The organism is Streptomyces telluris (assembly GCF_024519335.1).
In the GTDB taxonomy this organism is placed as follows: Bacteria; Actinomycetota; Actinomycetes; order Streptomycetales; family Streptomycetaceae; genus Streptomyces; species Streptomyces telluris.
In genome coordinates, this window is the sequence record NZ_JANIID010000048.1 from 13141 (window position 1) to 38240 (window position 25100).

At 74.7% G+C, this 25100-nt stretch carries 19 protein-coding genes and 1 other RNA gene; 16 read left to right on the forward strand and 4 right to left on the reverse strand.

Going from position 1 to position 25100, the window contains the following annotated elements; translation table 11 throughout:
* Positions 1 to 174 precede the first annotated feature (174 nt).
* Positions 175 to 4128, reverse strand: coding sequence for an FtsK/SpoIIIE domain-containing protein (locus tag NQU55_RS33225; RefSeq protein WP_256791704.1), 3954 nt, complete (start codon positions 4126 to 4128; stop codon positions 175 to 177).
* A 566-nt stretch (positions 4129 to 4694) separates the two neighbouring features.
* On the opposite strand from NQU55_RS33225, the gene NQU55_RS33230 reads away from it, so the two are divergent.
* The 4 genes from NQU55_RS33230 (at position 4695) to NQU55_RS33245 (ending at position 10575) form a co-directional block, all read left to right on the forward strand.
* Positions 4695 to 6557 (forward strand): serine/threonine-protein kinase, encoded by a 1863-nt coding sequence (locus NQU55_RS33230; protein WP_168096135.1) that lies wholly within the window; start codon positions 4695 to 4697, stop codon positions 6555 to 6557.
* 133 nt (positions 6558 to 6690) lie between these two features.
* Complete coding sequence (locus NQU55_RS33235; RefSeq protein ID WP_256791705.1) at positions 6691 to 7956, forward strand: serine/threonine-protein kinase; 1266 nt, start codon at positions 6691 to 6693, stop codon at positions 7954 to 7956.
* A 136-nt stretch (positions 7957 to 8092) separates the two neighbouring features.
* On the forward strand, positions 8093 to 9199 hold the full coding sequence (prfB, locus tag NQU55_RS33240; RefSeq protein WP_168094863.1) for a peptide chain release factor 2: 1107 nt from the start codon (positions 8093 to 8095) through the stop codon (positions 9197 to 9199).
* A gap of 242 nt (positions 9200 to 9441) precedes the next feature.
* A complete protein-coding gene (locus NQU55_RS33245; RefSeq protein ID WP_168094864.1) occupies positions 9442 to 10575 on the forward strand; it encodes a hypothetical protein in 1134 nt (377 codons plus the stop codon).
* A gap of 107 nt (positions 10576 to 10682) precedes the next feature.
* On the opposite strand, the gene NQU55_RS33250 is transcribed toward NQU55_RS33245, so the two are convergent.
* Positions 10683 to 10877, reverse strand: coding sequence for a hypothetical protein (locus NQU55_RS33250; RefSeq protein ID WP_168094865.1), 195 nt, complete (start codon positions 10875 to 10877; stop codon positions 10683 to 10685).
* 256 nt (positions 10878 to 11133) lie between these two features.
* On the opposite strand from NQU55_RS33250, the gene ftsE reads away from it, so the two are divergent.
* The 6 genes from ftsE (at position 11134) to NQU55_RS33280 (ending at position 16367) form a co-directional block, all read left to right on the forward strand.
* Positions 11134 to 11823 carry a cell division ATP-binding protein FtsE gene (gene ftsE, locus NQU55_RS33255; RefSeq protein WP_058044227.1) on the forward strand — a complete coding sequence of 230 codons (690 nt, stop codon included), beginning with the start codon at positions 11134 to 11136 and terminating at the stop codon, positions 11821 to 11823.
* A gap of 9 nt (positions 11824 to 11832) precedes the next feature.
* Positions 11833 to 12747: a permease-like cell division protein FtsX gene (gene ftsX / locus NQU55_RS33260; RefSeq protein WP_168094866.1), complete on the forward strand. Its 915-nt coding sequence runs from the start codon at positions 11833 to 11835 to the stop codon at positions 12745 to 12747.
* Positions 12748 to 12814: 67 nt separating this feature from the next.
* Complete coding sequence (locus NQU55_RS33265) at positions 12815 to 14053, forward strand: S41 family peptidase (RefSeq protein ID WP_168094867.1); 1239 nt, start codon at positions 12815 to 12817, stop codon at positions 14051 to 14053.
* Positions 14054 to 14071: 18 nt separating this feature from the next.
* A complete protein-coding gene (smpB, locus tag NQU55_RS33270; protein WP_168094868.1) occupies positions 14072 to 14572 on the forward strand; it encodes an SsrA-binding protein SmpB in 501 nt (166 codons plus the stop codon).
* Positions 14573 to 14685: 113 nt separating this feature from the next.
* Positions 14686 to 15055, forward strand: a transfer-messenger RNA (tmRNA) gene (gene ssrA, locus NQU55_RS33275).
* A gap of 139 nt (positions 15056 to 15194) precedes the next feature.
* Positions 15195 to 16367 (forward strand): hypothetical protein, encoded by a 1173-nt coding sequence (locus tag NQU55_RS33280; RefSeq protein ID WP_372504861.1) that lies wholly within the window; start codon positions 15195 to 15197, stop codon positions 16365 to 16367.
* Here NQU55_RS33280 and NQU55_RS33285 read toward each other — a convergent pair.
* Positions 16345 to 17598, reverse strand: coding sequence for an MFS transporter (locus NQU55_RS33285; RefSeq protein WP_168095342.1), 1254 nt, complete (start codon positions 17596 to 17598; stop codon positions 16345 to 16347). The two genes, NQU55_RS33280 and NQU55_RS33285, sit on opposite strands and share 23 nt — an antisense overlap.
* 85 nt (positions 17599 to 17683) lie before the next feature.
* Here NQU55_RS33285 and NQU55_RS33290 point away from each other — a divergent pair, with 85 nt between their 5' ends.
* Together NQU55_RS33290 and NQU55_RS33295 are read left to right on the forward strand one after the other, a co-directional pair.
* Positions 17684 to 18643, forward strand: coding sequence for a LysR family transcriptional regulator (locus NQU55_RS33290; RefSeq protein ID WP_168095343.1), 960 nt, complete (start codon positions 17684 to 17686; stop codon positions 18641 to 18643).
* 86 nt (positions 18644 to 18729) lie between these two features.
* A complete protein-coding gene (locus tag NQU55_RS33295) occupies positions 18730 to 19317 on the forward strand; it encodes a CGNR zinc finger domain-containing protein (RefSeq protein ID WP_372504860.1) in 588 nt (195 codons plus the stop codon).
* Here NQU55_RS33295 and NQU55_RS33300 read toward each other — a convergent pair.
* The gene (locus NQU55_RS33300; protein WP_256791707.1) at positions 19304 to 20239 is read right to left on the reverse strand and encodes a CHRD domain-containing protein; all 936 of its coding nucleotides are present in this window, start codon (positions 20237 to 20239) and stop codon (positions 19304 to 19306) included. The genes NQU55_RS33295 and NQU55_RS33300 overlap by 14 nt on opposite strands.
* A gap of 373 nt (positions 20240 to 20612) precedes the next feature.
* Here NQU55_RS33300 and NQU55_RS33305 point away from each other — a divergent pair, with 373 nt between their 5' ends.
* The 4 genes from NQU55_RS33305 to NQU55_RS33320 all read left to right on the forward strand — a co-directional run.
* The gene (locus tag NQU55_RS33305; RefSeq protein ID WP_240976823.1) at positions 20613 to 21101 is read left to right on the forward strand and encodes a sigma-70 family RNA polymerase sigma factor; all 489 of its coding nucleotides are present in this window, start codon (positions 20613 to 20615) and stop codon (positions 21099 to 21101) included.
* Positions 21098 to 21871, forward strand: coding sequence for an anti-sigma factor family protein (locus NQU55_RS33310; RefSeq protein WP_256791708.1), 774 nt, complete (start codon positions 21098 to 21100; stop codon positions 21869 to 21871). Before NQU55_RS33305 ends, NQU55_RS33310 begins: the two co-directional genes overlap by 4 nt.
* Before the next feature lie 110 nt (positions 21872 to 21981).
* A complete protein-coding gene (locus NQU55_RS33315) occupies positions 21982 to 24315 on the forward strand; it encodes a HelD family protein (RefSeq protein WP_168096546.1) in 2334 nt (777 codons plus the stop codon).
* Positions 24316 to 24866: 551 nt separating this feature from the next.
* On the forward strand, positions 24867 to 25100 hold a 234-nt coding region (locus NQU55_RS33320; protein ID WP_505017634.1), incomplete at its 3' end, for an ACT domain-containing protein.

A 25100-nucleotide genomic window follows, 5' to 3' on the forward strand; every position in this document is an offset into this window, starting at 1 on the left:
CCCCTCCCGTACGAGCTCCCCGCCGACGGTCCGCGCCGCACGTCACCGCGGCCCGCGGTCGTCTCCCGTGCGACAGGTCTACGCCCGGTCACCGGCCGCCGCAATACCGTCTTCGCTGTCAACTCGGTGATCGTGACCGGGCTGTGATGGGCCGTCACGGGCGCACGGAAGCACTCAGAGCAGCGGTGGCGCCGCCTCCGCTCCCGCCGACTGCGCGGCGCGCTGCAGCGCGCTCGCGAGCAACGCCAGGTCCGTCGGGCCGTTGCCCAGCTCGCGCACGGGGCGGCGGGTGGGCGGGTCGCCCATGCGCTGCCAGTCCACCGTCACGACCGTCGGGCGGAGCGTCGCCGTCCGCGGGATGCGGCCCGTCACCCGGCCCGCCTGGAACGGCGTCGTCGCGTCGTCGTCCGGCCGCATCAGCCGGCCGCGGCCCGGAGCGGGCTCTCCTGCGCCGCTCCCGTCGCCCGGCGTGCCGTCCACCGACGGCGGCGCGATCTCCAGCGTCGCCCGCAGCCCGGCCCGCTCGACCGCCGCCGTGTCGGCCGTACGGTCCGGGCGGCCCGACGCCGCCACCAGGTGGACGCCCAGCCGCTCGCCGTCCCGGGCCACCGCCTCCAGCGCCCGCACGACCGAACCCGCCGCCGGGCGGCCCGTACTGCCCAGGGCCGGGGCGACCAGGGCGTCGAAGTCGTCCACCAGCACCACCAGGCGCGGCAGGGCCGTCCGGGCCGTCAGCGACGGGCCGTCCTTCTGCGTCCGCAGCTTGAGCGTCCCCGTCGGCAGGGAGTCCAGGTCGCCGGAGCCCTCCGCCGGGCGGCGGGGCGTGACCGCCTGCACGGCCGACGCGGCGGCGTGCTGGGTGTGCCACGCGGTGAAGTCCAGCCGCCCCAGCAGCTCCGCGCGGCGCTTGAGCTCCGAGGTGAGCGCCTGGGCGAACTCCCGCATGCGCACCGGGTCCGCGGCCGCCAGGTACGTCGAGACGTGCGGCAGGTCCGTGCACAGCCGCAGGCCCTCGCCCCGCTCCGCGCCCGCGCCGTCCACCAGGACGAGCGAGAGCCGGTCGGGCCGGTCCGCCGCCGCCAGCGACGCGGCGAGCGAGCGCAGCAGCTCCGTCTTGCCGCTGCCCGCGCAGCCCTCCACGAGCAGGTGCGGGCCGTCCGCCGCCAGGTCCACCGACAGCGGGCCGTGCGGGCCCGCGCCGAGCACGGCCACGGCGCGGCCGCCGGGGCGCGTGCCGCGGTCCGTGGCCGCCGCCCAGCGGGCTGTCAGCGAGGCCGGTGTCGCGCGCGCCAGGCCCAGTTCGTCCAGCAGGCGCGCGCTCCGCGGGAGCGCCGCCGCCACCCGTGCGGCCGCGCCGTGCAGCGTGCCGTCCGCCATCCGCAGCGGCGCCAGCGCCCGCGCGAACCGCTCGGCCCACGCGCGCGACACGGCGTCGACGGCCGCGATCACGGCCGGACCGGACGGCGCTTCGCCCTCGCCCGCGGCCCCGCCTGCGCCCGCGGCCGGCGTCCGGTGGATCACCTGCACCACCGTGGCGACGTCACCGCTGAGCAGCGCCACCGCACCGCAGTGGGGGAACGCCGGGGACGCCGTACGGGCCGTGGCCAGCGTCGACGGCACCGGGGACGCCGGCGTCGTCGCCGGGGCGTCCGCGAGGCACACCAGGTGGATGCCCGCCGCGGAACCGCCCGCCGCCAGCCGCCCGACCGTCTCCCGCAGTTCCGCCGAACCGGGGTCGCCGTCCACGATCACCACCGTGTACGGGCCCGTGTGGCGCTCGGCCGCGGCCGCCACCGCCGCCGGGGCCGCCGCCGGCCAGTGCGGGCCCAGCGGGCCCTCGTCCAGGCGGCGCACCAGCTCCGCGGTGCGGGCCGCGGCCTGCTCGCGGTCGTAGGCGACCAGCAGCCGGCAGTCCTGCCCCCGCACCGGGCGCAGCTGCGGCAGCCAGCCCAGCCACGACCACTCCGCCAGCCGCTCCTCGACCGGGCGCGCCCGGTCCGCGCTGATCAGCACGAACTCCAGGGACGCGGGGGCGTGCAGCGCCGCCAGCTGGGCCAGCACGGAGCGGGCCAGCGCGGACAGCCGCCCGCGCGGCCCGGCGAGCCCCAGCGAACCGGCCTCGCGCAGCCCGACCGTCACCGGCACGGAGGGCAGCAGGACGCCGCTCTCCGGCGCGTGCCGGTCGGCCGTGCCCAGCCGTACGGTCAGCAGGTCGGGGTGGTCCAAGCCGCGCTCCCACAGCCGGGGGCCCGGGCCCAGCGCCGTCAGCAGCACCGACGCGGGGTCGGGCCAGCGCTCGCGCAGCGCGGCGGCCTCGGCGCGGGCGCGGTCCGCGGCGCCGGGATCGTCGCGCCCGTCACCCCACTCGTCCTCGCCCGCTCCCCGGCCGCCGCCCAGCCCGCCGGTGAGCCGCCGGGCCCACGCGCCTATGCCGCGGCCCCGGGGACGCTTGCCGGCTTCGCCTGGCTGCCCGCCGGCGGGGTTGCCCCGGCCGGCGTGCCCGGCATGCCCGTCGCGGAGACCCGGCCCGCCGGCGGAAACGCCTTCGTGGGGGTCGCCGGGGCGGCCCGGGGCGTGAAGGCCGGCCTCGCCGGGCCGGTTCGGGTGACCGGCCGCGGAGTACCCGTCAGGGTGACCGGAACCGTCAGGCCGACCGGGCCGGCCCGGGTACGCACGCTGCCCGGGCAGCGTGCCGCCGGACGCGCCGGACTGCCCCGGCTGTCCCGCCGCCCCGGCTCCGTCGCCGACGCCGTACGGATTCACGCCACCCGTCTGCCCCGCCGCTCCGGTTCCGCTTCCCGTCCCGTAGTCGTACGGATGCGCGCCGGAGTCCTGAGCCGTGCCGCCGGCCTGAGCTGTCCAGCCCGGCCGTCCCGCCGCGCCTCGCGCCCCGTACGGAGCCGCCTCGCCGTCGCGAGCCGGCCCGCCGGTCTCGCCGGGCCGGGACGGCTGTCCCGCCGCTCCGGTTCCGCTTCCCGTGCCGTACGGGTCCGTGCCGCCGTCGTAGGACGCCTTGCGGGACTCGCCCGCCCAGCTCGGCCGGCCCGTCGTCCCTGCCGGCCCTCCGGCCGCGTACGGGTCCGCGCCGCCGTCCCGGGCCGTCCCGCCGGTCTCGCCGGGCCGGGCCGCAGCGCCTCTCGCGCCGTAGGCGTCCGTGCCGCCGCGCTCCGCCGTCCCGCCCGGCCCGCCCGGCCGGCCCGGTGCCGGTGCTCCCGACGGCCCCGGCTGGGCCGGGACGCGGACCGACAGGCCGCCCGCGCTCACGTCCCGCAGGGCGAAACCGCGGCCCCCGTGCGTCACCGGCTCCTCGGGGCCGGGGCCGGGGCCGGGGCGGGCGTCGGCCGCGAGGCCGGCCGGTGCGCCCAGCCAGGCGCCGCGGACCGGCGGGGCGACCGTGCCCGTCGGTGCCGCGGGGCCCGCGGCCGGCAGGCCGCCGCCGACCCGCAGGTGGCCCTCGCCGTCGGGGGCGGCCGGCAGGACGCGCGGGGAGGCGCCGTCCGCGGCGTGCAGGCTCAGCACCGACTCGCCCACCCGCAGCAGCTCCCCGGCGGGGAACCGCACCGGCTCCTCGCCGACCGGCTCGCCCGCGAGGGCGGTCCCGTTGGTGGAGCCCAGGTCGCGCAGGGTGACCGTGCCGTCGTCGTGGAGGACGACGGCGCAGTGCAGCCGGGAGACGTCGGGGTCGTCGAGGGGGATGTCGGCCGTGGCGGAGCGCCCCACGTGCACCTCGCCGCCGTGCAGCAGGTGCACGCCGCCCGCGTCGGGCCCGGAGACGACGTGCAGTCGCGCTGCGGCCTCCGGCACGCCGGACAGCAGCACGCCCGCGTGCTCCTCCGGGTCGGCCGGGGCGCACAGGGACAGCACAGCGCCGTCGACCAGGGGCGGCTCGCCGAGCGCGCTGCGCTGCGGGTCGAGCCGCTCGGCCCCGGCGTAGACCACGACGGCCCCGGTGCCGAGGTCGGAGCCGGCCGCGGCCATCGCGGCGGCCAGGCCGCTGGTCACCCCGGCCAGCGCGGTCCCCGCGGGAGCGGTCACCAGCACGTCGCAGGCGCACTTCGCGGTGGGCGCGGCGGGCGCGGTGGTGTGGTGGCCGCTGAGCGGCCCGAGGACGGTCAGCCTGATCTGCATCGCCGTCAACGGTCCCTTCTGCCCCGGTGCGCGGGCGGGGGACAGGAGGCTTCACGCGGCCTTCCCCCACCGTGCACGGGCGCGTCGGCACGTACAGGTCACCACGTCACGCGGGACGTACCGGAAGCACCGGCCCCGCCCCTCCGCATCGTGCTGCGAGCATCCTCGCACCTGCCGGCGACGACGCGCCCGGCGACGGCCAATTCGTGATCTTGAACGACCGCCGGAGCGTGCGAAGGAAGCGGAAGGTGATCGAATCCTTCCGTGGTCGTCTCATGATCTGTTCGTAGGGCGTCCGTTTTCGAACGCGTCGTACAGAGTTTCTTTCGCGCCGGAGGTCCGGAGGACGCGCCGTCCCAGGTCCCGCGCGCGCCCCCGAGCAGCCCGCACGCGCCGCCCGGGCGCCGCGTGGCAACCAACCGCCCGCTCCCCGCGTCTTCCCATCAGCCCCTCGGATTCGGCAAACCGGAGGTCCGTACGGCGGCACTACAGTGGGCGGAAGGCCGGGCACGAATGAGGCCATCGCAAGGCATCACGACGACGATGACGATCAGGGAGCGCATGACGTGCGGCCGGTAGGCAGCAAGTACCTGCTCGAGGAGGTGCTCGGTCGCGGAGCGACCGGCACCGTCTGGCGAGCGCGCCAGCGGGAGGCCGCGGGCGCCGAGGCCGCCGTGGCCGGGCAGCCCGGCGAGACCGTCGCGATCAAGGTGCTCAAGGAGGAGCTCGCCAACGACGCCGACGTCGTGATGCGCTTCCTGCGCGAGCGCTCCGTCCTCCTGCGGCTCACCCACCCCAACATCGTCCGCACCCGCGACCTGGTCGTCGAGGGCGATCTGCTCGCCCTGGTCATGGACCTCGTCGACGGCCCGGACCTGCACCGCTACCTGCGCGACAACGGGCCCTTCACCCCGGTCGCCGCGGCGCTCCTCACCGCCCAGATCGCCGACGCGCTCGCCGTGAGCCACGCCGACGGCATCGTCCACCGGGACCTCAAGCCCGCCAACGTCCTCCTGCGGAGCGACGGCGGGCAGATGCACCCGATGCTCACCGACTTCGGCATCGCGCGCCTCGCGGACTCCCCGGGCCTCACCCGCACCCACGAATTCGTCGGCACGCCCGCCTACGTGGCGCCCGAGTCCGCCGAGGGCCGCCCGCAGACCTCCGCCGTCGACATCTACGGCGCCGGCATCCTGCTCTACGAGCTGGTCACCGGCCGTCCGCCGTTCGCGGGCGCGACCGCGCTCGAAGTGCTCCACCAGCACCTCAGCTCCGAGCCGCGCCGCCCCACCACCGTTCCCGAGCCGCTGTGGACGGTCATCGAGCGCTGCCTGCGCAAGCGCCCCGAGGAGCGCCCGAGCGCGGAGAACCTGGCCCGGGCCCTGCGCGTCGTCGCCGCGGGCGTCGGCGTGCACGCCTCCCCGGCGCAGGCCGAGGCCGCGCTCGGCGTCGCCGCGCTGCTCGCGCCCGACCCGGAGCCGGCCCTCGTGCCCGGCACCGGCCAGGGCGGCGGCCCCGGCCAGGGCCCCGGCGCGGGCGACGCCGACCCCACCCAGGTGCTGCCGGCGACGGCGGGCTCCCCGGGGGCCCCGGGTGCCTACGACCCGAACGCGGCCACCAGCCTCCTGCCGAGCACCTCCGCCGGCGGCAACGGCCCCGACGCCGACGCCACCCGCGTCATGCCCGCCGGCTCCGGCCCCGGCCACGGCGCCGACCCCACCCGCGCCATGCCGCCCGTGCCGCCGCTGCCCCCGGAGGGCGACGGCGCCCACCCCTGGCAGACCCAGCTGCGGGCCGCCCGCGACCGCAACGACCAGACCCAGGTGCAGTACCTCGACCCGAGCGAGGACCCGCTGCGCCGCCGCCCCCAGCGGCGGCCCGGACAGCCGCAGCAGCAGCCCCCGCAGCCGCCGCGGGGCGGACAGGGCTACGGGCAGCAGGGTTACGGGCAGCAGGGCCACGGCGGCCAGGGCTACGGCGGGCAGTACGCCCCCCAGCCGCATCAGGGGCACCAGCCCCCGGCCCCGCAGCACTACACCCCGCCGCCGCAGTCGTACGCGCCGCAGCAGCCCCAGCAGCCGCAGCAGCCTGCGCCCCGCAGACGGCAGCGGCAGCAGCCCCAGCCGCGCTACCAGCAGCCGCCGGCGCCCCAGCCGCAGCCGCAGCCGTACGCCCCCGAGCCGCCGGCCCCGCGCCGCGAGCCGCGGCCGCCGCGGCAGCGCAGCGCGAATCCGATGCGGATCCCCGGGCTCGGCTGCCTCAAGGGCTGCCTGTTCCTCATCGTCATCCTGGTGATCGGTTCCTGGTGCATCTGGGAATTCACCCCCTTGAAGGACTGGGTCGCCGACGGCAAGAGCTTCTGGGACGCGACCTGGGACTGGGTCACCGACGTCAAGGACTGGATCTCGGGGCTCACCTCCAGCAAGTGACGCCGGTGGCGCCGGTGTCACCGGTGCCATCGATTTGTCGACACCCGGGGGGCGATTTACACCTCGGGGGTGAGCGTTGGCAGTAGCTTGGTCGCCAGCGCGCCTGTCGGAGACGAGGAGTCGGGGAACAGTCTTGGCACGGAAGATCGGCAGCCGGTACACCGCCCACCAGGTCCTCGGCCGCGGCAGCGCGGGCACGGTCTGGCTCGGCGAGGGGCCCGAGGGCCCGGTCGCCATCAAGCTCCTGCGGGAGGATCTCTCCTCCGACCAGGAGCTCGTCGGCAGGTTCGTCCAGGAGCGCGCCGCGCTCCTCGGACTCGACCACCCGCACGTGGTCGGCGTCCGCGACCTCGTGGTCGACGGCGCCGACCTCGCGCTCGTCATGGACCTCATCCGGGGCACGGACCTGCGCACCCGGCTCGACCGCGAGCGGCGGCTCGCGCCCGAGGCCGCGGTCGCCATCGTCGCCGACGTCGCCGAGGGCCTCGCCGCCGCCCACGCGGCCGGCATCGTCCACCGCGACGTCAAGCCCGAGAACGTCCTGCTCGACATGCAGGGCCCCCTCGGACCCGGCGGCGCGCACCCCGCGCTGCTCACCGACTTCGGCATCGCCCGCCTCGTGGACGCCCCCCGGCCCGCCCGGGAAGGCCGCGGGACCGGCCCGCGCAGCGTCATCGGCACGCCCGACTACCTCGCCCCCGAGATCATCGAGGGGCTGCCGCCGCGCGCCTCCGTCGACGTCTACGCCCTCGCCACGGTCCTCTACGAGCTGCTGGCCGGCTTCACGCCCTTCGGCGGCGGACACCCCGGCGCCGTGCTCCGGCGCCACGTCACGGAGACCGTGGCGCCGCTGCCCGGCATCCCCGACGAGCTGTGGCAGCTCGTCGTCCAGTGCCTCGCCAAGGGGCCCGCGTCCCGGCTGCGCGCCTCCGAGCTCGCGGCGCGGCTGCGGGAGCTGCTGCCCGGGCTCGCCGGCATACCGCCCCTCGACATCGACGAGCCCGACGACGGCGCCGCGGAGGCCGCCGAGGGCGCGCAGGCGCCGCAGGACGGGGCCGCGGCGCCGGTCGCCGCACGGCGCCGCGGGGTCGTGCCGCTCGTGCCGGGCGCCGTCGCGGACTCCAGCCGGGACACCCACACGAGCATGCGCGTGCCCACGCCGGCCGAGCTCGCGGGCGGCGCCCACGGGACGGCCCGCGCCCCCCGCGCGGCAGGTCAGCGCCGCGCAGGCTCGGCCCGCCACCGCTCCGCCGCCGAACAGCGCCGCCGCCGCATCCGCCTCGGAGCGGCCGCGGTGGCCCTGGCGGCGGCCGCGGGCGTGGGCGGCTGGTTCGCCACGGCGGACCACGACGCCCCGGACGCGAAACCGGGCATCCACCACCCGGACTCCAAGCGCTGACGCCTCCCGGCGGGGCCGGGTCGCCGTGGGCGGCCCGGCCGCTCCGGACCCGCCCCGGCCCGGGCGGAGGCCGGTGACGAGGCCCCATCCGGGCCTTGAGGGCGGGGAAGCGCGGCACAGCCGTTAGGCTGGGTGCGTGGCAGTCGTTGATGTATCCGAAGAGCTGAAGTCCCTCTCCTCGACCATGGGGTCGATCGAGGCCGTCCTGGACCTCGACAGGATGAGGGCTGACATCGCCGTGCTCGAGGAGCAGGCGGCCGCCCCGTCCCTGTGGGACGACCCGGAGGCGGCGCAGAAGATCACCAGTCAGCTGTCGCACCTCCAGGCGGAGCTGCGCAAGACCGAGACCCTGCGCGGCCGCATCGACGACCTCGGGGTGCTCTTCGAGCTCGCCGAGGCCGAGGACGACGCCGACGCCCAGGCCGAGGCCGAGGCCGAGCTCGCCTCGGTCCGCAAGGCGCTGGACGAGATGGAGGTCCGCACCCTCCTCTCCGGCGAGTACGACGCGCGCGAGGCCCTGGTCAACATCCGCGCCGAGGCCGGCGGCGTCGACGCCTCCGACTTCGCGGAGCGCCTGCAGCGCATGTACCTGCGCTGGGCCGAGCGCCACGGCTACTCGTCCGAGATCTACGAGACCTCGTACGCGGAAGAGGCCGGCATCAAGTCGACCACCTTCGTCGTCAAGGCCCCGTACGCCTACGGCACGCTCTCCGTCGAGCAGGGCACCCACCGCCTCGTGCGCATCTCGCCCTTCGACAACCAGGGCCGCCGCCAGACCTCCTTCGCGGGCGTCGAGGTGCTCCCGGTCGTCGAGCAGTCCGACCACGTCGAGATCGACGAGTCCGAGCTGCGCGTCGACGTGTACCGCGCCTCGGGCCCCGGCGGCCAGGGCGTCAACACGACCGACTCCGCGGTCCGGATCACGCATATCCCGACCGGCATCGTCGTCTCCTGCCAGAACGAGCGCTCCCAGATCCAGAACAAGGCGAGCGCCATGAACGTCCTCCAGGCCAAGCTCCTCGAGCGCCGCCGCCAGGAGGAGCAGGCCAAGATGGACGCGCTCAAGGGCGACGGCGGCAACTCCTGGGGCAACCAGATGCGTTCGTACGTCCTGCACCCGTACCAGATGGTCAAGGACCTCCGCACCGAGTTCGAGGTCGGCAACCCGACCGCCGTCCTCGACGGCGACATCGACGGGTTCCTCGAGGCCGGTATCCGCTGGCGCAAGCAGCAGGAGAAGTAACCCCAAGCACCCTCATAGCCGGACATCCTGCCCGTAACCGGCTTGACGCTACGTCAAAAACTGGAAAGGCTGGCGCGCGGCACGCGTAGCACTGGGGCGCGTGTGGCGGGGGCAAGCGGACCGGTCGACAGTGCCGCCGATTTCGTGCGGCAGGCCGGCCGGCTGTGCCAGGCCTTTCAGAGCGCCACCGCCCCGTGCAGAGCTGCTCCATTGACGAGTTAGCTACTGGGGGTAGCAGGCATATGACGAAGAAGACGCGACTGCGTGTCGCGCGCATAGCCGCCGGCGCAGTGGTCGCCGCGGGCGCTTCGCTGACTGCCGCCGGCGCGGCTTCGGCCGCCGGCGTCAACGTCCAGGTCGCGGGTGTCGGTGTGAAGGCGGGCGTCCACGGCGTCGCCTCGCCCGACGACCCCGACCAGATCCCGCAGCCGCCCACCTCGGGCGGCAGCACCACGGGCACCACCGGCTCGACCGGTTCGACCGGCACCACGGGTTCCACGGGTGAGACCGGCACTACCGGTTCCACCGGCACCACGGGCTCCACCGGTACCACGGGTTCCACGGGCACCACCGGCTCTACGGGCACCACCGGCAGCGTCGGCGGCGGCTCGGGCGAGACCACCGGCAGCTCGGGCACCACCGGATCCACGGGCACCACGGGCTCCACCGGCACCACGGGCTCGACGGGCTCCACCGGCACCACCGGCGAGACGGGCAGCACCGGCTCCACCGGCAGCACGGGCAGCACGGGTTCCACCGGCTCCACGGGTTCCACCGGCGAGACGGGCAGCACAGGCTCCACGGGTTCCACGGGCTCGACCGGCAGCACCGGTTCCACGGGCTCCACGGGCTCGACCGGTTCCACCGGCAGCACGGGCTCCACCGGCTCGACCGGCTCCACGGGCAGCACCGGCAGCACGGGTTCCACCGGCTCCACCGGCTCCACCGGCTCCACCGGCACGACCGGCGAGACTGGCAACACCGGCGGCAGCTCCTCCTCGGGCAGCTCCTCCTCCGGCTCCGGTTCCACCGGTTCCACCGGCTCCGGCTCCTCCACCGGCGGTGGCGAGGGCAGCACGGGCGGCGACCAGAGCGGCACCGCCGCCACGGGCGGCTCGGGCAGCGGCGGCAGCGACTCCGGCGACCAGGGCAAGGTCTGCCCGGTCGACACCAGCAGCAACTGCGGCAACAACGCCGACCCGGACAGTGCGGGCAGCAAGCCCGTGCAGCAGGCCAAGCCGAAGGAGCAGCTGGCCGAGACCGGTGCTTCGCAGACCGGCTTCCTGGTGATCGGTGCCGCGACGATGATCGCGGGCGGCGTCGGCTTCCGGCTGCTGCCCCGCCTCATGACCCGCAGCGCGGGCGCGGCGGCCTGACCTCAGGCGCCGGTGACGCCTGCCACGCAGGTGTGCAAAGGGCCCGGAGCGCTGAGCGCTCCGGGCCCTCGTGCATCTTCCGGCGAGTACGCACGTGAATCGTGCGACTACCCGGCGAATCCGTGTGCGAGCACGGCCACCGCCACCAGCGCCACCAGCAGGGCGATCAGCGCTGCAGGGGTCAGGCCGGCGAAGACGCCTTCCTGGTGCTGCAGCCGCTCCCTGCTGGCCCGGCACACCGGGCAGCGGCCCTCACTGACGGGGCCCGCGCAGTTGGCGCACACCAGTCGGTCGCATGTCATGCGATCTCCTCCTCCGGTACGTCCAACGCGCTGGGGAGCCGTCCGGTTCCCCCTACCACTGTGCCAGCTCCGGCGCCGAACGGCGCGTGCGGGCCGATTGTCCTCGTTTTGTCCCCGAACATGTCGGTAATAAACGCGCCGACCCCCTGCGCTGCCTGCGCGTGCACGGCTCGTTCGCGTATGGTCACGCACACCGAACGGAAGCGCCCCCGCGGGCGGTCCGTGCCCCCTATCCAGGTCGACGCGTGGTGCACTCGTGATCCGATTCGACAACGTCTCCAAGTCCTACCCGAAGCAGAACCGTCCGGCGCTCCGTGACGTCTCGCTCGAGATCGAGAAAGGCGAGTTCGTCTTCCTGGTCGGGTCCTCGGGTTCCGGCAAGTCCACCTTCCTGAGACTGCTGCTCCGCGAGGAGCGCGCGAGCACCGGGCAGGTGCACGTGCTGGGCAAGGACCTGGCCCGGCTGTCCAACTGGAAGGTGCCCCAGATGCGCCGCCAGCTGGGCACGGTCTTCCAGGACTTCCGGCTGCTGCCCAACAAGACCGTCAGCGAGAACGTCGCCTTCGCGCTGGAGGTGATCGGCAAGCCCCGCGGGGAGATCAGGAAGGCCGTCCCGCAGGTGCTGGAGCTGGTGGGGCTGGGCGGCAAGGAGGACCGCAGGCCGGGCGAGCTCTCCGGCGGTGAGCAGCAGCGCGTGGCGATCGCCCGGGCCTTCGTCAACCGCCCGATGCTGCTGATCGCCGACGAGCCGACGGGCAACCTCGACCCGCAGACCTCGGTGGGCATCATGAAGCTGCTCGACCGGATCAACCGGACCGGGACCACGGTCATCATGGCCACCCACGACCAGCAGATCGTGGACCAGATGCGCAAGCGCGTCATCGAATTGGAAAAGGGACGCCTCGTACGCGACCAGTCGCGCGGCGTGTACGGCTACCAGCACTGAAAGGACGCCATGCGCGCCCAGTTCGTCCTCTCGGAGATCGGCGTCGGTCTCCGTCGCAATCTCACGATGACCTTCGCGGTGATCGTCTCCGTGGCCCTCTCCCTGGCCCTCTTCGGCGGGTCCCTGCTCATGCGCGAGCAGGCGAGCACGATGAAGGGCTACTGGTACGACAAGGTCAACGTCTCCATCTACCTCTGCAACAAGACCGACGCGGAGTCCTTCCCCTCCTGTGCCAAGGGAGCGGCCACGGAGGACCAGAAGAAGGAGATCCGCGCCGATCTGGAGAAGATGAGCGTCGTCCAGAAGGTCGAGTTCGAGACGGCCGACGAGGCGTACAAGCACTACAAGGAGCAGTTCGACAAGAAGTCGCCGATCGCGGGCTTCGTCACGCCGGACCAGATGCAGGAGTCCTTCCGCGTCAAGCTCAAGGACCCCACCAAGTTCGAGGTCATCTCGACCGCCTTCTCGCAGCGCCCGGGCGTGCAGATGGTCCAGGACCAGAAGGACGTCCTGTCGAACCTGTTCAACCTGGTCAACGGCATGAACTACGCGGCGCTCGGCGTGATGGCGCTGATGCTGGTCGTGGCGCTGATGCTGATCGTGAACACCGTCCGGGTGTCCGCGTTCAGCCGCCGCCGGGAGACCGGGATCATGCGGCTGGTCGGTGCGTCCAGCTTCTACATCCAGATCCCGTTCATCATGGAGGCGGCCTTCGCCGGGCTGCTGGGCGCGGGCCTCGCGTGCATGCTGCTGGTCGGCGGGCACTACTTCCTGGTGAACAACTGGCTGGTCGACCAGATCGACCTCATCCAGTTCATCGGCTGGGACGCGGTGCTGGCCAAGCTCCCGCTGGTGCTCGCGATCGGGCTGCTGATGCCCGCGCTGGCGGCGTTCGCGGCGCTGCGTAAGTACCTCAAGGTGTGACGTGCGCCAAGGGTGCCGTACGGTCAACTCCCCGTACGGCGCGCCCTGGTGTCCTAGACTCACGCGCATGCCCGGCCCGTCGATGTTCCACCCGCAGCGCCGCGCCCGCCGGGGTGCGGCGCTGACGCTGGTCTTCGCGGGCGTGCTGGCCACCGGTGCCGCGGCCGGCTCCTGGACCCCGCAGGGGCAGGACGGCCGGAAGGCGACGGAGGCCCGCGCGACCGCGCGCACCGCGGCGAGACCCGCGGACCGCGCCGTCGCCGGTCCGGGCGGCGCGGGCGCCCCCGTGGACCACGCGGAGGTCGAGGCCGCCGCGGCGCAGGCCGTCGAGGACGGCCGGTCCGGCACCGAGGCCGCCGCCGAGGTCGTCGGCCGCAGCGGCGACCGCTGGAGCGCCGTCTACAGCGCCGGCGAGTACGAGGGCCTGGAGCGCGCCCTGGACGGCGCCTACATCGGGGTGGGCCTCTCCGCGCGGCGCCGCGGCGACGGCCGCACCGAGATCGACAGCGTCCGCCCCGGCAGCCCCGCGGACCGCGCCGGCCTCCGCTCCGGCGACCGGCTGCGCACCGTCGACGGAGCGCCCGCCGACGACCGTCCCGTCACCGACGTCGTCGCCCTGCTGCGCGGCGACGGCACGGCCCGCTCCGCCCCCGGCACGCCCGTGCGGGTCGAGGTCGAGCGCGCCGGAAGCCGCTGGGCGCGCACGCTGTACCGGGAGCGGCTGGCCACCGAGAGCGTGGCGGCCGAGCACCTCTACCGGGGCGAGGTCGCGGCCCTGAAGATCAAGGTCGGTTCGTTCACCCGGGGCGCCGGCGACCAGGTGCGCGCGGCGGCCGCGGCGGCGCGGCCCGGCGAGGGCATCCTGCTGGACCTGCGGGGGAACTCGGGCGGCCTGGTCGGCGAGGCGGTGCGGGCCGCCTCCGCCTTCCTCGACGGCGGGCTCGTAGCCACCTACGACGTGCACGGCAGCCAGCGCTCCCTGGAGGCGCGGGCCGGCACGGTGACCGCCCGGCCCCTGGTCGTCCTGGTCGACGGCGGCACGATGAGCGCGGCCGAGCTGCTGGCGGGCGCCCTGCAGGACCGCGGCCGCGCCGTCGTCGTCGGCTCGCGGACCTTCGGCAAGGGCTCCGTGCAGATGCCGAGCCGCCTCGCCGACGGCTCGGTCGCCGAGCTCACCGTGGGCCACTACCGCACCCCCGCCGGCCGCGCCGTGGACGGCCTGGGCATCGCCCCCGACCTGCTGGTCCACGGCGATGCCGAGGAGCGGGCCCGCACGGTATTGAGTGGCCTCGGGGGCGGGTCCTAGTGCGAGAATGGCGGCGCTATGGCTAAGGAAAAGAAAGAGACGCGGAAGTTCGTCGCGCAGAACAAGAAGGCGCGGCACGATTACCACATTCTGGACACCTACGAGTGCGGCATGGTGCTGACCGGCACCGAGGTGAAGTCGCTGCGCCAGGGGCGCTCCTCGCTGGTGGACGGCTTCGTGCAGATCGACGGCGGTGAGGCGTGGCTGCACAACGCCCACATCCCCGAGTACACCCAGGGCACGTGGACGAACCACAGCGCGCGCCGCAAGCGCAAGCTCCTGATGCACCGGGCCGAGATCGACAAGCTCGCCTCCAAGTCGCAGGAGACGGGGCACACCATCGTGCCGCTGGCCATCTACTTCAAGGACGGCCGGGCCAAGGTCGAGATCGCCCTCGCCAAGGGCAAGAAGGAGTACGACAAGCGGCAGACCCTGCGCGAGAAGCAGGACACGCGCGAGTCGAACCGCGCCATCGCCGCGGCGCGCCGCCGGCAGCGGGCGGCCTCGGTGCGGCACTAGCGGACCGTGCGGGTCCGGCGGCGGTAATACGCTGGCACGGTCCTACGTCGGTCGCGTACGATGAAGACAGCACACGGGGTCGTACCCCGGTGCGCATATTGAAAAATCAACATGGGGATGATCGGTTTCGACAGCGGATGTCGAAGCAGGGGAAGCGTGTCGAGGAAGCGGCAATGATCTCGTAAACCATATGTCGCAACCAATAATCGCCAACACCAAGCGCGATTCCTTCGCCCTCGCTGCCTAAGTAGCGACTTGCGAAGTGTCAGCCCGGGGCTGTTCCCGACCCGGATCCTGGCATCAGCTAGGGGACTAAACCACTAGACCCGGTCACGGGGTCCAGTGGGAAATCAAACAGTGGCTGAGCCCGTCGGAGACTTGTTCGCGTGATCTCCGGGGCCGAGAAAATCGCAGCGGACTGCACACGGAGAAGCCCTGATTCTGCACCGTTGGACGCGGGTTCGATTCCCGCCATCTCCACTCATCCCATGTGGGCAAGAGCCCCTGGTCCTCGGACCAGGGGCTCTTGTCATGCTGGGCGCCGACGAGCAACCGATGAGTCTGCGCGGCACTCTTTCTTGATGACGCTCCATGGCGAGGGGGTGGTGGCCCGGTGAACCGGATGCGCACGGCGGTGGCCGCCGTGCTGGCTGCGGGGGCCCTGTGGCTCGCCGGCGGTGCCGGCCCGGCCTCCGCCGACGAGGGCGGCGGCGGTGACGGCGGGGTGCACCTGCTGCTCAACAGCGCCTACGACAACCGCCCGGGCGAGCTCGTCGACATAGAGGTGCAGGGGATCCGTACGCCGGGCGACGTCACCGTCTCCTCGCCGGTCTTCCCGCGTCCCGTCCGGCTCGCCCTCCGCGACGACGGCCACCACGCCCGCCCGGCCATCGCGATGACCACGGAGCCGGGCACGTACCCGCTGAAGGTCCGGGCCGGCGGCCGGGTCGTGGCGGAGGAGCGCGTCGAGGTGAAGCCGTCGGAGCGGCCGAGCTTCTCGGTGACGTCGCCCGGCGAGGTCCTGCGGCCGGGGGAGCGGTTGTGGATGTCCTACGACGGCCTGTACCCGGGCGAGACCGGGCGCTCCTTCGCCGTCTCCTCGCCCGCCTTCCGCGCGCCGGTGCGGCTCGCGCACGATCCGTCGAGCACGGACTGGAACAACCCGCGGCTGTTCTCCGGCGCCGCCGAGCTGCCGCCGGGCACCCGCGACGGGACGTACAAGGTCACGCTGTACGGGCCGGGCGGCCGTGTCGTCGACGAGAAGCCGCTGGTCGTCCGCGCCGCGCGGCCCGGTGACCGCGACTACGTGGGGCGGGCCCGCGGGCCGGCGTTCTTCGGCGCCTCGGCCGGGACCGGCCCGGAGGCCGCCCGCGCCCGAGGGCACCGGGTCCCGGCGGGCGGCACCGTCAACGTCCTGTGGCGCGACCGCTCGCCCGACCCGGGGGAGGAGGAGCGGCTGACGGCCACCTCGCCGGCGTTCGAGCGGCCGGTGCGGCTGCGGCGCGACGACACCAAGGCGGCGGACGGGGACGACCCCCGCTACTTCGGGCCCGCGCGGATCCGGCGGGGGCTAGCCCCCGGGAGCTACGCGGTCACCGTCTCCAGCCACCACGGGCGGGTGAAGAAGGCCGCGAAGCTGCAGGTCACCGAGGCGGCCGCGGGCCCGTCCGGCCGGGGCGCCGCAGGCTCGGGGGCTTCCGGGACGACCGTGGCGTACGTGGCGGGCGGTACGACGGCCGGGGTGCTCGCGGCCGCGGGCCTGGGCGTGCTGCTCAGGCGGCGGGCCGCACGGTGAGGACGGGCCGCCCCGCGAGCGCCCGCCGGCCGGCCGTCGCCGTGAGCAGCGCGGCCGCCGCCGCCCCCGCGGGCACCGCGTAGCCCCAGGTCCCCAGGTGCTCGACGGCCCAGCCGCCGGCCGCCGAACCCGCCGCTATGCCCGTGAGCAGCCCCGTCACGGCCAGCGTCATGCCCTCGTTCAGGCTGCCCGGCGGGGTCAGGCCCTGGACCAGGTTCATGCCCGTGACCATGGTGGGCGCCGTCGCCATGCCCGCCAGCAGCAGTGCGACCGCCAGGAAAGGCAGTCCGCCGCCCGCCGCCGTCGTCAGGAGCGGCAGCAGCGCCAGGGCGGCCATCGCCGCCAGGCAGCGCGGGAAGCGGGCGGCCGCGGGGGATGACGGGCGCGTCAGCCCGTAGAGCAGGCCCGCCGCGCACGAACCCGCCGCCTGCAGGGCCAGGACGGCCCCCGCGGCCGCGCGGTGGCCCTGCGCGTCGGCGAAGCCGATGGTCACCACCTCCAGCGAGCCGAACAGCGCGCCGGTGCAGACGAGGACGACCAGGATCGCGGCCAGTCCGCGGTTGCCCCGCAAGGGGGAGCGGCGCTGCAGGGGCGCGGCGGATATGGGGGGCTCGGTGCGCTTCTGCGCCGCGAAGAGCACCGCTCCCGTCAGGAACATCAGCGCGGCGGCGAGGGTGCCCGCCTCGGGGAAGAAGGACGTGCACAGGAACGTCGCGAGGACCGGGCCGAGCATGAAGCACGCCTCGTCCGCGGCCTGTTCGAAGGCGTTCGCGGTGTGCAGGGCGGCCGGGTCGGTGCGCAGGAGGTGCGCCCAGCGGGCGCGGGACATCCCGCCGGTGTTGGGGGTGGTCGCGGTCGCCGCGTAGGCCGCGAAGAGGGTCCAGGCGGGGGCGTCGAAGTGCACGCACAGCACCAGGGACAGCGAGCCCAGGGAGGCGAGCGCGGCCGCCGGGACGGTGACGCGGGCCTGCCCGTGGCGGTCCACGAGCCGGGCCGTCCAGGGGCCGGCCAGCGCGGTCGCGGCGAGGCCCGTCGCGGTGACGGCGCCGGCCAGCGCGTACGAACCGCGCTCGGCGGAGATCATCAGCACGGCGCCGACGCCGAACATGCCCATGGGCAGCCGGGCGAGCAGGTTCCACGCCGTGAAGGCGCGGGTGCCGGGGAGGGCGAACAGGCGGGCGTAGGGGTTGGAGCGGGGCGAGGGGAGCGAGGGGGGTGAGGGGGTGGGCATGGGCTTCAGCCTCGTGGCGCCCGGGCCGCGCGGTCCAACACCCGATCGCTCGCCGTTCACGCACTTCTGTTGTTAACTGCGGCGCGTGCCCTACGACATAGAACCGCGCCTGCTGCGCACCTTCGTCGCCGTGGCCGAGGAACTGCACTTCACCCGTGCCGCCACCCGGCTGTTCACCGCCCAGCAGGCGCTCAGCCGCGACGTCCGCAGGCTCGAAGCGCGCCTGGGCAGCGAGCTGTTCGCCCGCACGACGCGGCAGGTCGCGCTCACCGCGGAGGGGGCGCGGCTGCTGCCGTACGCCCGGCGGGTGCTCGCCGCCCACGACGAACTCGACGCCGCCTGGGCGCGGGAGGAACGGCCGCTGATCGTGGACTGCGCGGCCACGGTCGGCACCGGGTACCAGGTCCTGACCGCCGCGCGGCAGGCCGTGCCCGAGCACGAGCTCGTGGCCCGCTTCCACAGCGGGCTCGCCGGCGCCGCCGGAGCGATCCTCGCGGGCCGGCTCGACGTCTCCTTCGGCCGGATCGCGGGCCTGGACCCGGCCGTACGGGCGGAGCTGTCGCACTGCCCCGTGCGGTACGAGCCGATGGCAGTCCTCCTGCCCGCCGGGCACCGGCTGGCCGCCCTGCCCGAAGTGCCCGTGGACTCCCTCGCCGGCGAGACGCTCTACGCCGCCGCCGGCAACCCGGCCACCGCCGAGTGGACCGACCTCGCCGAGCGGCTCTTCGCGGGGCGGGGGATCGGCATCGCCGAGCCGTTCCCGGAGATCGAGGGAGAGGGGGAGTTCGTGCGGGTCGTACGGCGGCGGGGGTGGTCGGTGCTGGCGAGCGTGGAGTTCATCGAGGTCCCCGGCATGGTGCTCCGCCCCCTCGTGGACCCCGTGCCGCTCTCACCCATCTCCATGGTCTGGCGCCGCGGCCTCCGCCACCCCGCGCGGACCGCCCTCCAGGCGGCAGCGGCGACGCTGGCCTCCCGTCACGGCTGGCTGACCCGCCCGCGGGGTGCGTGGCTGCCGCGGCCGGACGAGGAGCTGATGGCGGCGTAGCGGGGCGGCCGGAGGTGCCGTGCAGGCGAACTGCCCCTGGGGCGGGGGTTTCACGGGCGCTTGCCGCGAGGCACTCTGGTGGGGTGGTGACGGGCTTCGCTGACCTGAGATTCGACGCCGGGCGGCTCTGTCTGGATCTGGTGGCCACGGTCGGCGGCCGGTTCGGGGACGAGCCGGTCGAGCGGCTCGAGACCCCCGACCGGCTGCGGGACTGGCTCCTGGCCTCCGGCGCCGTGCCGCCCGGCACGTCCCTGACCGCCGTGGACGCCGCCTGGCTGGCCCGCGTGCGCGCGGTCCGCGATCTGCTGCACCGGATCGTGCACGCCGAGGTGGACGGCCGCGCCGCCGATCCGGACCTGGAGCGGGTGAACGCCCTCGCCGCGACGGCGCCGCCCGCGCTGCGGGCCGTGCGGGCCGAGGACGGCACCCTGGTGCGTACGGTCGCCGCCGCGCCCGACTGCGGCGCCGTCGTGGGCCGGATCGCCCGTGACGCGGTGGAGCTGCTCACCGACCCGGCGGCGCGCGGGCAGCTGCGCCGGTGCGAGGGCGAGACGTGCTCCCTGGTCTACCTGGACACGTCCCGCGGCCGCCGGCGCCGCTGGTGCTCCAGCGAGGTGTGCGGCAACCGCGAGCGCGTGGCCCGCCACCGCCGCCGCGCGGTCAACGCGCGATGAAGACGTAGTCCGCCCGGTAGGGCACGGCCGCCTTCGGCTGACGCTGCGGGTCGCAGGGCCCGGCGGGGGCGACGCCGCCCCGCGTGTTCAGCCGCAGGATCTCCGCCGTGGAGGCGAGGACGCCGGTCCTCGCGCCGACCGGGGTCGCGCGCAGGACGAGTTCGGGGATGTTCCCGTCCCCGTTGGGGGTCTTGGTGACGACCTTGCCGGTGACGGCGGAGCGGTCGGGCGCGATCCACTGCGGGTCGCCTCCGGGCCGGACGAAGGAGTGGGCGATGTTCCCGCCGAGCGTGGCGGAGACGCCCTCCTGGGCGAAGGCGAACCCGCCGCCGTCCTGCCGGGTGCACGCGTAGACCTGACGGCCTTCGACGACGGACGCCTGCACGCTCTTCACGGCCGTCTTCACGTCGAGCGGCCCGCTCAGCCGGTGCGCCTGCCCCCGTACCGCGCCACCCGGGAATTCACCGGTGTGCAGGTTGAAGTAGAAGCCGTCCGGCCCGGTCCTCAGCGCGTCGAGGAGTTTCCGGTCGGTGACCTTCACCGTGCCGGTGGCACTGCTCCGCCCGTCGGGCAGCTTCTTCGCGAAGAACGGGATCCGCACGTCGCCGTTCTCGCCGCGCCCGCCCCGGTGGAGATGGGCGGCGGTGGGGGTGGCGATGCCGCCGAAGGTGAAGGCGAAGGCCACCTCGTCGCCCTGGACGCGCAGGAAGGCGAGGGCCCGGCCGTCCCGGTCGCCGACGGCCTTGCCGTCCGCCGCGGGCACCTCGTTCGCTCCGGCGAGGCTGCCGGCGAAGGAGACGGCGGCGTCCTGCCGGCCGGACCCGCCGCCCGGCATCACGGCGAAGGCGATGCCGACCCCCGCGGCGACGGCCGCCGCGGTGGCGGTGGCGACGACGGCCCTGCGCTTGCCGAAACGGTTCACGGCGAACCTCCCCGTCCGGAGCCGCTGCCCCCTGCACCGGCTTCCCGGGCTGTCGTACGGGCCCGGTCCGTTCCCTCGTTCAGCGGGGGACCGAGACCTGTATCACGCGGCTGCCGCTGAACGGCGGCGCCGTTCCGTCCGTACGCGTCCGTGCGCGTCGCTGTGCGGGAATCCGCCGCGGGATTTCCCGCCCCCTGGTGAACGGGGCGCACGCCCCGCCCGTATCCATGGCCGGAGGGCGTCACCGGAAGGGCCCGGCGGGAACGGAGGCTTTGCGCACTGACAGTGAACACCGACGCGCGCTATCGACCAGGGGGAAGGCTTGCGCAAGGATGCCGCCGTGGCTGACAGGACGAGTCCCGACGAGGCCCTGATGCGGGCCCTGTACGACGAGCACGCGGGCCCGCTCCTCGCCTTCGTCCTCCGGCTGGTGGACGGGGACCGCCAGCGCGCCGAGGACGTCGTCCAGGAGACGCTGCTGCGCGCGTGGCGCAACGCCGACCGGCTGCGCGGAGCCCCCGGCTCCGTACGGCCCTGGCTGGTGACCGTCGCCCGGCGCATCGTCATCGACAACCACCGCAGCCGGCAGGCGCGGCCGCACGAGGTCGACCCCGGGCCGCTGGAGCTCGTCCCGGCGGCCGACGAGATCGACCGCGCACTGCGCCTGATGACCATCAACGACGCGCTGGGCGACCTGACGGAGGCGCACCGGGAGGCGCTGATCGAGACCTATTTCAGAGGACGTACCGTGAGCGAGGCGGCCGAGGTGCTGGGCGTGCCGGCGGGGACCGTGCGGTCCCGGGTCTTCTACGCACTGCGCTCGATGAAGCTCTCGCTCGAAGAACGGGGAGTGACGGCATGAACCGGCCGGCACCGGACCATGAGCAGCACACCGAGGTGGGCGCCTACGCCCTCGGCGTCCTCGACGCGGCGGACGCCGCCCGGTTCGAGGAGCACCTCGCCGGGTGCCCGCGGTGCGCCGCCGAACTCGACGACCTGATGGGCCTGACCCCGCTCCTCGCGGACCTCAAGGAGTCCGCGCCCGGCCCGGAGGCCCTCGCGCCGCGCCCGGACCCGGCGCTGCTCGACCGCCTGCTCGCCGGCGTCACGGCCACCCGCCGGGCGCAGCGCACCCGCCGCCTGTGCCTGGTCGCGGCCGCCGCCGCGCTGATCGTCGCGGGCCCGCTGGTGGGCGCCGCGGTCTTCGCCGGGGAGGCCCCGGACCACAGCGGCGTGAGCGCGGCCAAGCAGATGTACGAGGACGGCGAGAAGATCGGCGCGGTCGACCCGGCCACGAAGGTCGACGCGACGGTCTCGCTGCAGCCGAAGGCGTGGGGGACCCATGTGGCCCTCCGGCTGTCCCACGTCAGAGGCCCGCTGACCTGCGACCTCGTCGCCGTGGGCAAGGACGGGGAGCGGCAGACGGTGACGACGTGGGCGGTCCCGCCGGGCGGCTACGGCCTGGACGCGAACGACAAGAGCGGGAACGACAAGGGCGGGAACGACAAGGGCGGTAAATGGAGCAAGGAGCCGCTGTACACCCACGGCGGCGCCGCGCTGAACCGGAGCGATATCTCCCGGTTCGAGGTGCGGACACTCGACGGCAAACTGCTCGCGACCGTCAAGGTGTGACCAAAAACCCTCCAACCCCGATGAAAACAGTCATGTACCGACAGGTGCGCTCAGTACCCCTGTTCGCGTACGGTTGACGGCTGCCCTAGGCACAGCAGAAGGGGGCTTGGGTGGCCGCGCAGAACGCCACACACGCGCAGGTGGCGACCGGACCGCAGAGTGAGCCCGACGGGGTCCGCGACCGCGAGATCGGTACCGAACAACAGCATCTGGACCGGGTCTACCGGCGCCTGGAGGAGAAGATCCACGAGGCCGAGTTCCTCATGGACGACGCCGCCAAGCGCGGGCAGGTCGGCACGCCCGGCGCGCTCGCCGAGCGGGACGCCCAGGTCTTCCGCGCCGGAGTGCACCTCAACCGGCTCAACAACGAATTCGAGGACTTCCTCTTCGGCCGCATCGACCTGCTGCTCGGCAAGGACGGCAAGAAGGGCCCCGACGGCGCCTACACCTCCGTCGAGCCCGCCGACGACGCCGTCCGCGACGACCGGGCCGAGATCGCCGAGACCCTGCACATCGGCCGCATCGGCGTCCTCGACGCCGACTACGCCCCGCTGGTCATCGACTGGCGGGCGCCCGCGGCCGCGCCCTTCTACCGCGCCACGCCCGTCGCGCCCGGCCGCGTCGTCCGCCGCCGCGTCATCCGCTCCAAGGGCCGCCGCGTCCTGGGCGTCGAGGACGACCTGCTGCGCCCGGAGCTGACCGCCACCCTCGGCGGGGACTCCCTGCCGGTCGTCGGCGACGGCGCGCTGATGGCCGCGCTCGGCCAGGCCCGCAGCCACACGATGCGCGACATCGTCTCCTCCATCCAGGCCGAGCAGGACATGGTCATCCGCGCGCCCGCCGCGTCGGTGACCGAGGTCGAGGGCGGCCCCGGCACCGGCAAGACCGCCGTGGCCCTGCACCGCGCCGCCTACCTGCTCTACCAGGACCGCCGCCGCTACGCGGGCGGCATCCTCGTCGTCTCCCCGACCCCGCTGCTCGTCTCCTACACGGAGGGCGTGCTGCCCTCCCTCGGCGAGGAGGGGCAGGTCGCCATCCGGGCCGTCGGCTCGCTGGTCGACGGCGCCGAGGCCGACACCTACGACGAACCGGCCGTGGCCCGCGTCAAGGGCTCCTCCCGCATGCTCAAGGTGCTGCGCAAGGCGGTCCGCGGCGCGCTGGAGACCGCCGGCCCGGCCGGCACGCCCGACCGGCTGCGCGTCGTCGCCTTCGGCGCCCGCATCGAGCTCGGCGCCGAGGACCTCAAGCGCATCCGCAACACCGCCCTCGGCGGCACCGCGCCGGTCAACCTGCTGCGCCCGCGCGCCCGCAGGCTGATCCTCGACGCCCTGTGGTCCAGGGCCGGCGGACCCAAGCGCTACACCGACCCCGAGCTCGCCGCCGAGGCCCGCTCGGCCTTCGACGAGGACATCACCACCGAGGACGACTTCCTGGCCTTCCTCGACGCCTGGTGGCCGGAGTTGACGCCACGTCAGGTGCTGGCGGGCATGGCCGACGAGAAGCGCCTCGCCCGCTCCGCCCGCCGGGTGCTCAACCCGCGCGAGACCCGGCTGCTGGCCCGCTCGCTGCGCCGCCTGGACGCCGCCGGGCGCGGCCCGCTGTCCGTGCACGACGTGGCCCTGCTGGACGAGCTGGAGACGCTCCTCGGCGCCCCGGCCCGCCCGAAGAAGCCGCGCGAGTACGACCCGCTCGACCAGCTCACCGGGCTGGAGGAGCTGATGCCGCAGCGCTCGGAGTCGCGCCGCGAGCGCGCCGAGCGCCTGGCCGAGGAGCGCCGCGACTACGCGCACGTCATCGTGGACGAGGCGCAGGACCTGACGCCCATGCAGTGGCGCATGGTCGGCCGCAGGGGCCGCACCGCCACCTGGACGATCGTCGGCGACCCGGCCCAGTCCTCCTGGTCCGACCCGGACGAGGCCGCCGCCGCCCGCGACGAGGCGCTCGGCGCCCGCCGCCGCACCCGCTTCCGGCTCACCGTGAACTACCGCAACCCCGCGGAGATCGCCGAGCTCGCGGCCAAGGTGCTGGCGCTGGCGATGCCCGGCATGGAGTCCCCGGCGGCCGTCCGCTCCACGGGCGTCGTGCCGCGCTTCGCCGTCGCGGGCGCCGCCCTCGCCGCGGCCGTCCGGGCCGAGGCGGAGCACCTGCTGGCGGACGTCGAGGGCACGGTCGGCGTGGTCGTGCCGATGGCGCGGCGCGCGGAGGCCCGCGGCTGGCTGTCCGGGCTCGGCGACCGGGTCGTGGTGCTGGGCAGCCTGGAGGCCAAGGGCCTGGAGTACGACGCGACGGTCGTCGTCTCGCCGGCCGACATCGCGGACGAGTCCCCGGCGGGCCTGCGGGTGCTGTACGTGGCGCTGACCCGCGCCACCCAGCGGCTGACGGTCCTCTCCGGCGAGCGCGACGACCCGGACGCGGACGGGGTGCCGGACCTGCTGCGCGACTGAGGCCGCGCGGCACGGGGCCGCGCGGTACGAGGGCACGGTGCAAGGGCACGGTGCGAGGGCCGTTCCGCGGGTCCGCGGTACCCGCGGGGCGGCTGCGGTACGAGGGGCTGCGGTACCGGACGGGGCGCCGCGGCTCCGCCGTGCGGGCGGTGGATCGAGGCTCCCGGGGGCGAACTTCCCCTGGCGGAATGACTTCCCGGGGCGGTTTGTTAGCCTGGGTGTGGCACCGGCTCGATCCAAGCCCCCGGGCCCAACCTTAGTCGCTTCGAGCGACCACTTGCCGCGAGGCGAGCATGGCGGGTCGGTGTCATCAGCGTCCCGGCGGGCGCCCTTCTCCGGAGGGGCGCCCGTCGGTGTTTCCGGGCCGGAAACGGCCCCGCGGCGCCGCCGATTATCTCTTGTGTTGCGGAACTTTATTTCCGAAATTCATCCCTGGTTACCGCCTACCGGTCGGTAGGTGGGACGATCGTTACTTGCGCTCCCTCGGTCGGCGTCCGCCGGCCAGGCGGTGCGCGCACCAGCGAAACAAGGGAAAGCAGAGGAAGTCGGCCATGGCAACGGCGCCTAGCGTCTCGTACTCGATGACGGTCCGGCTGGAGGTTCCCGCCGGCGGGACCGCGGTCAGCCAGCTCACCACGGCCGTGGAGTCCTCCGGCGGTTCGGTGACCGGCCTCGACGTGACCGCCTCCGGCCACGAAAAGCTGCGGATCGACGTCACGATGGCGACGACGTCGACCGAGCATGCCGATGAGATCGTGGAGAAGCTGCGCGGTATCGAGGGCGTT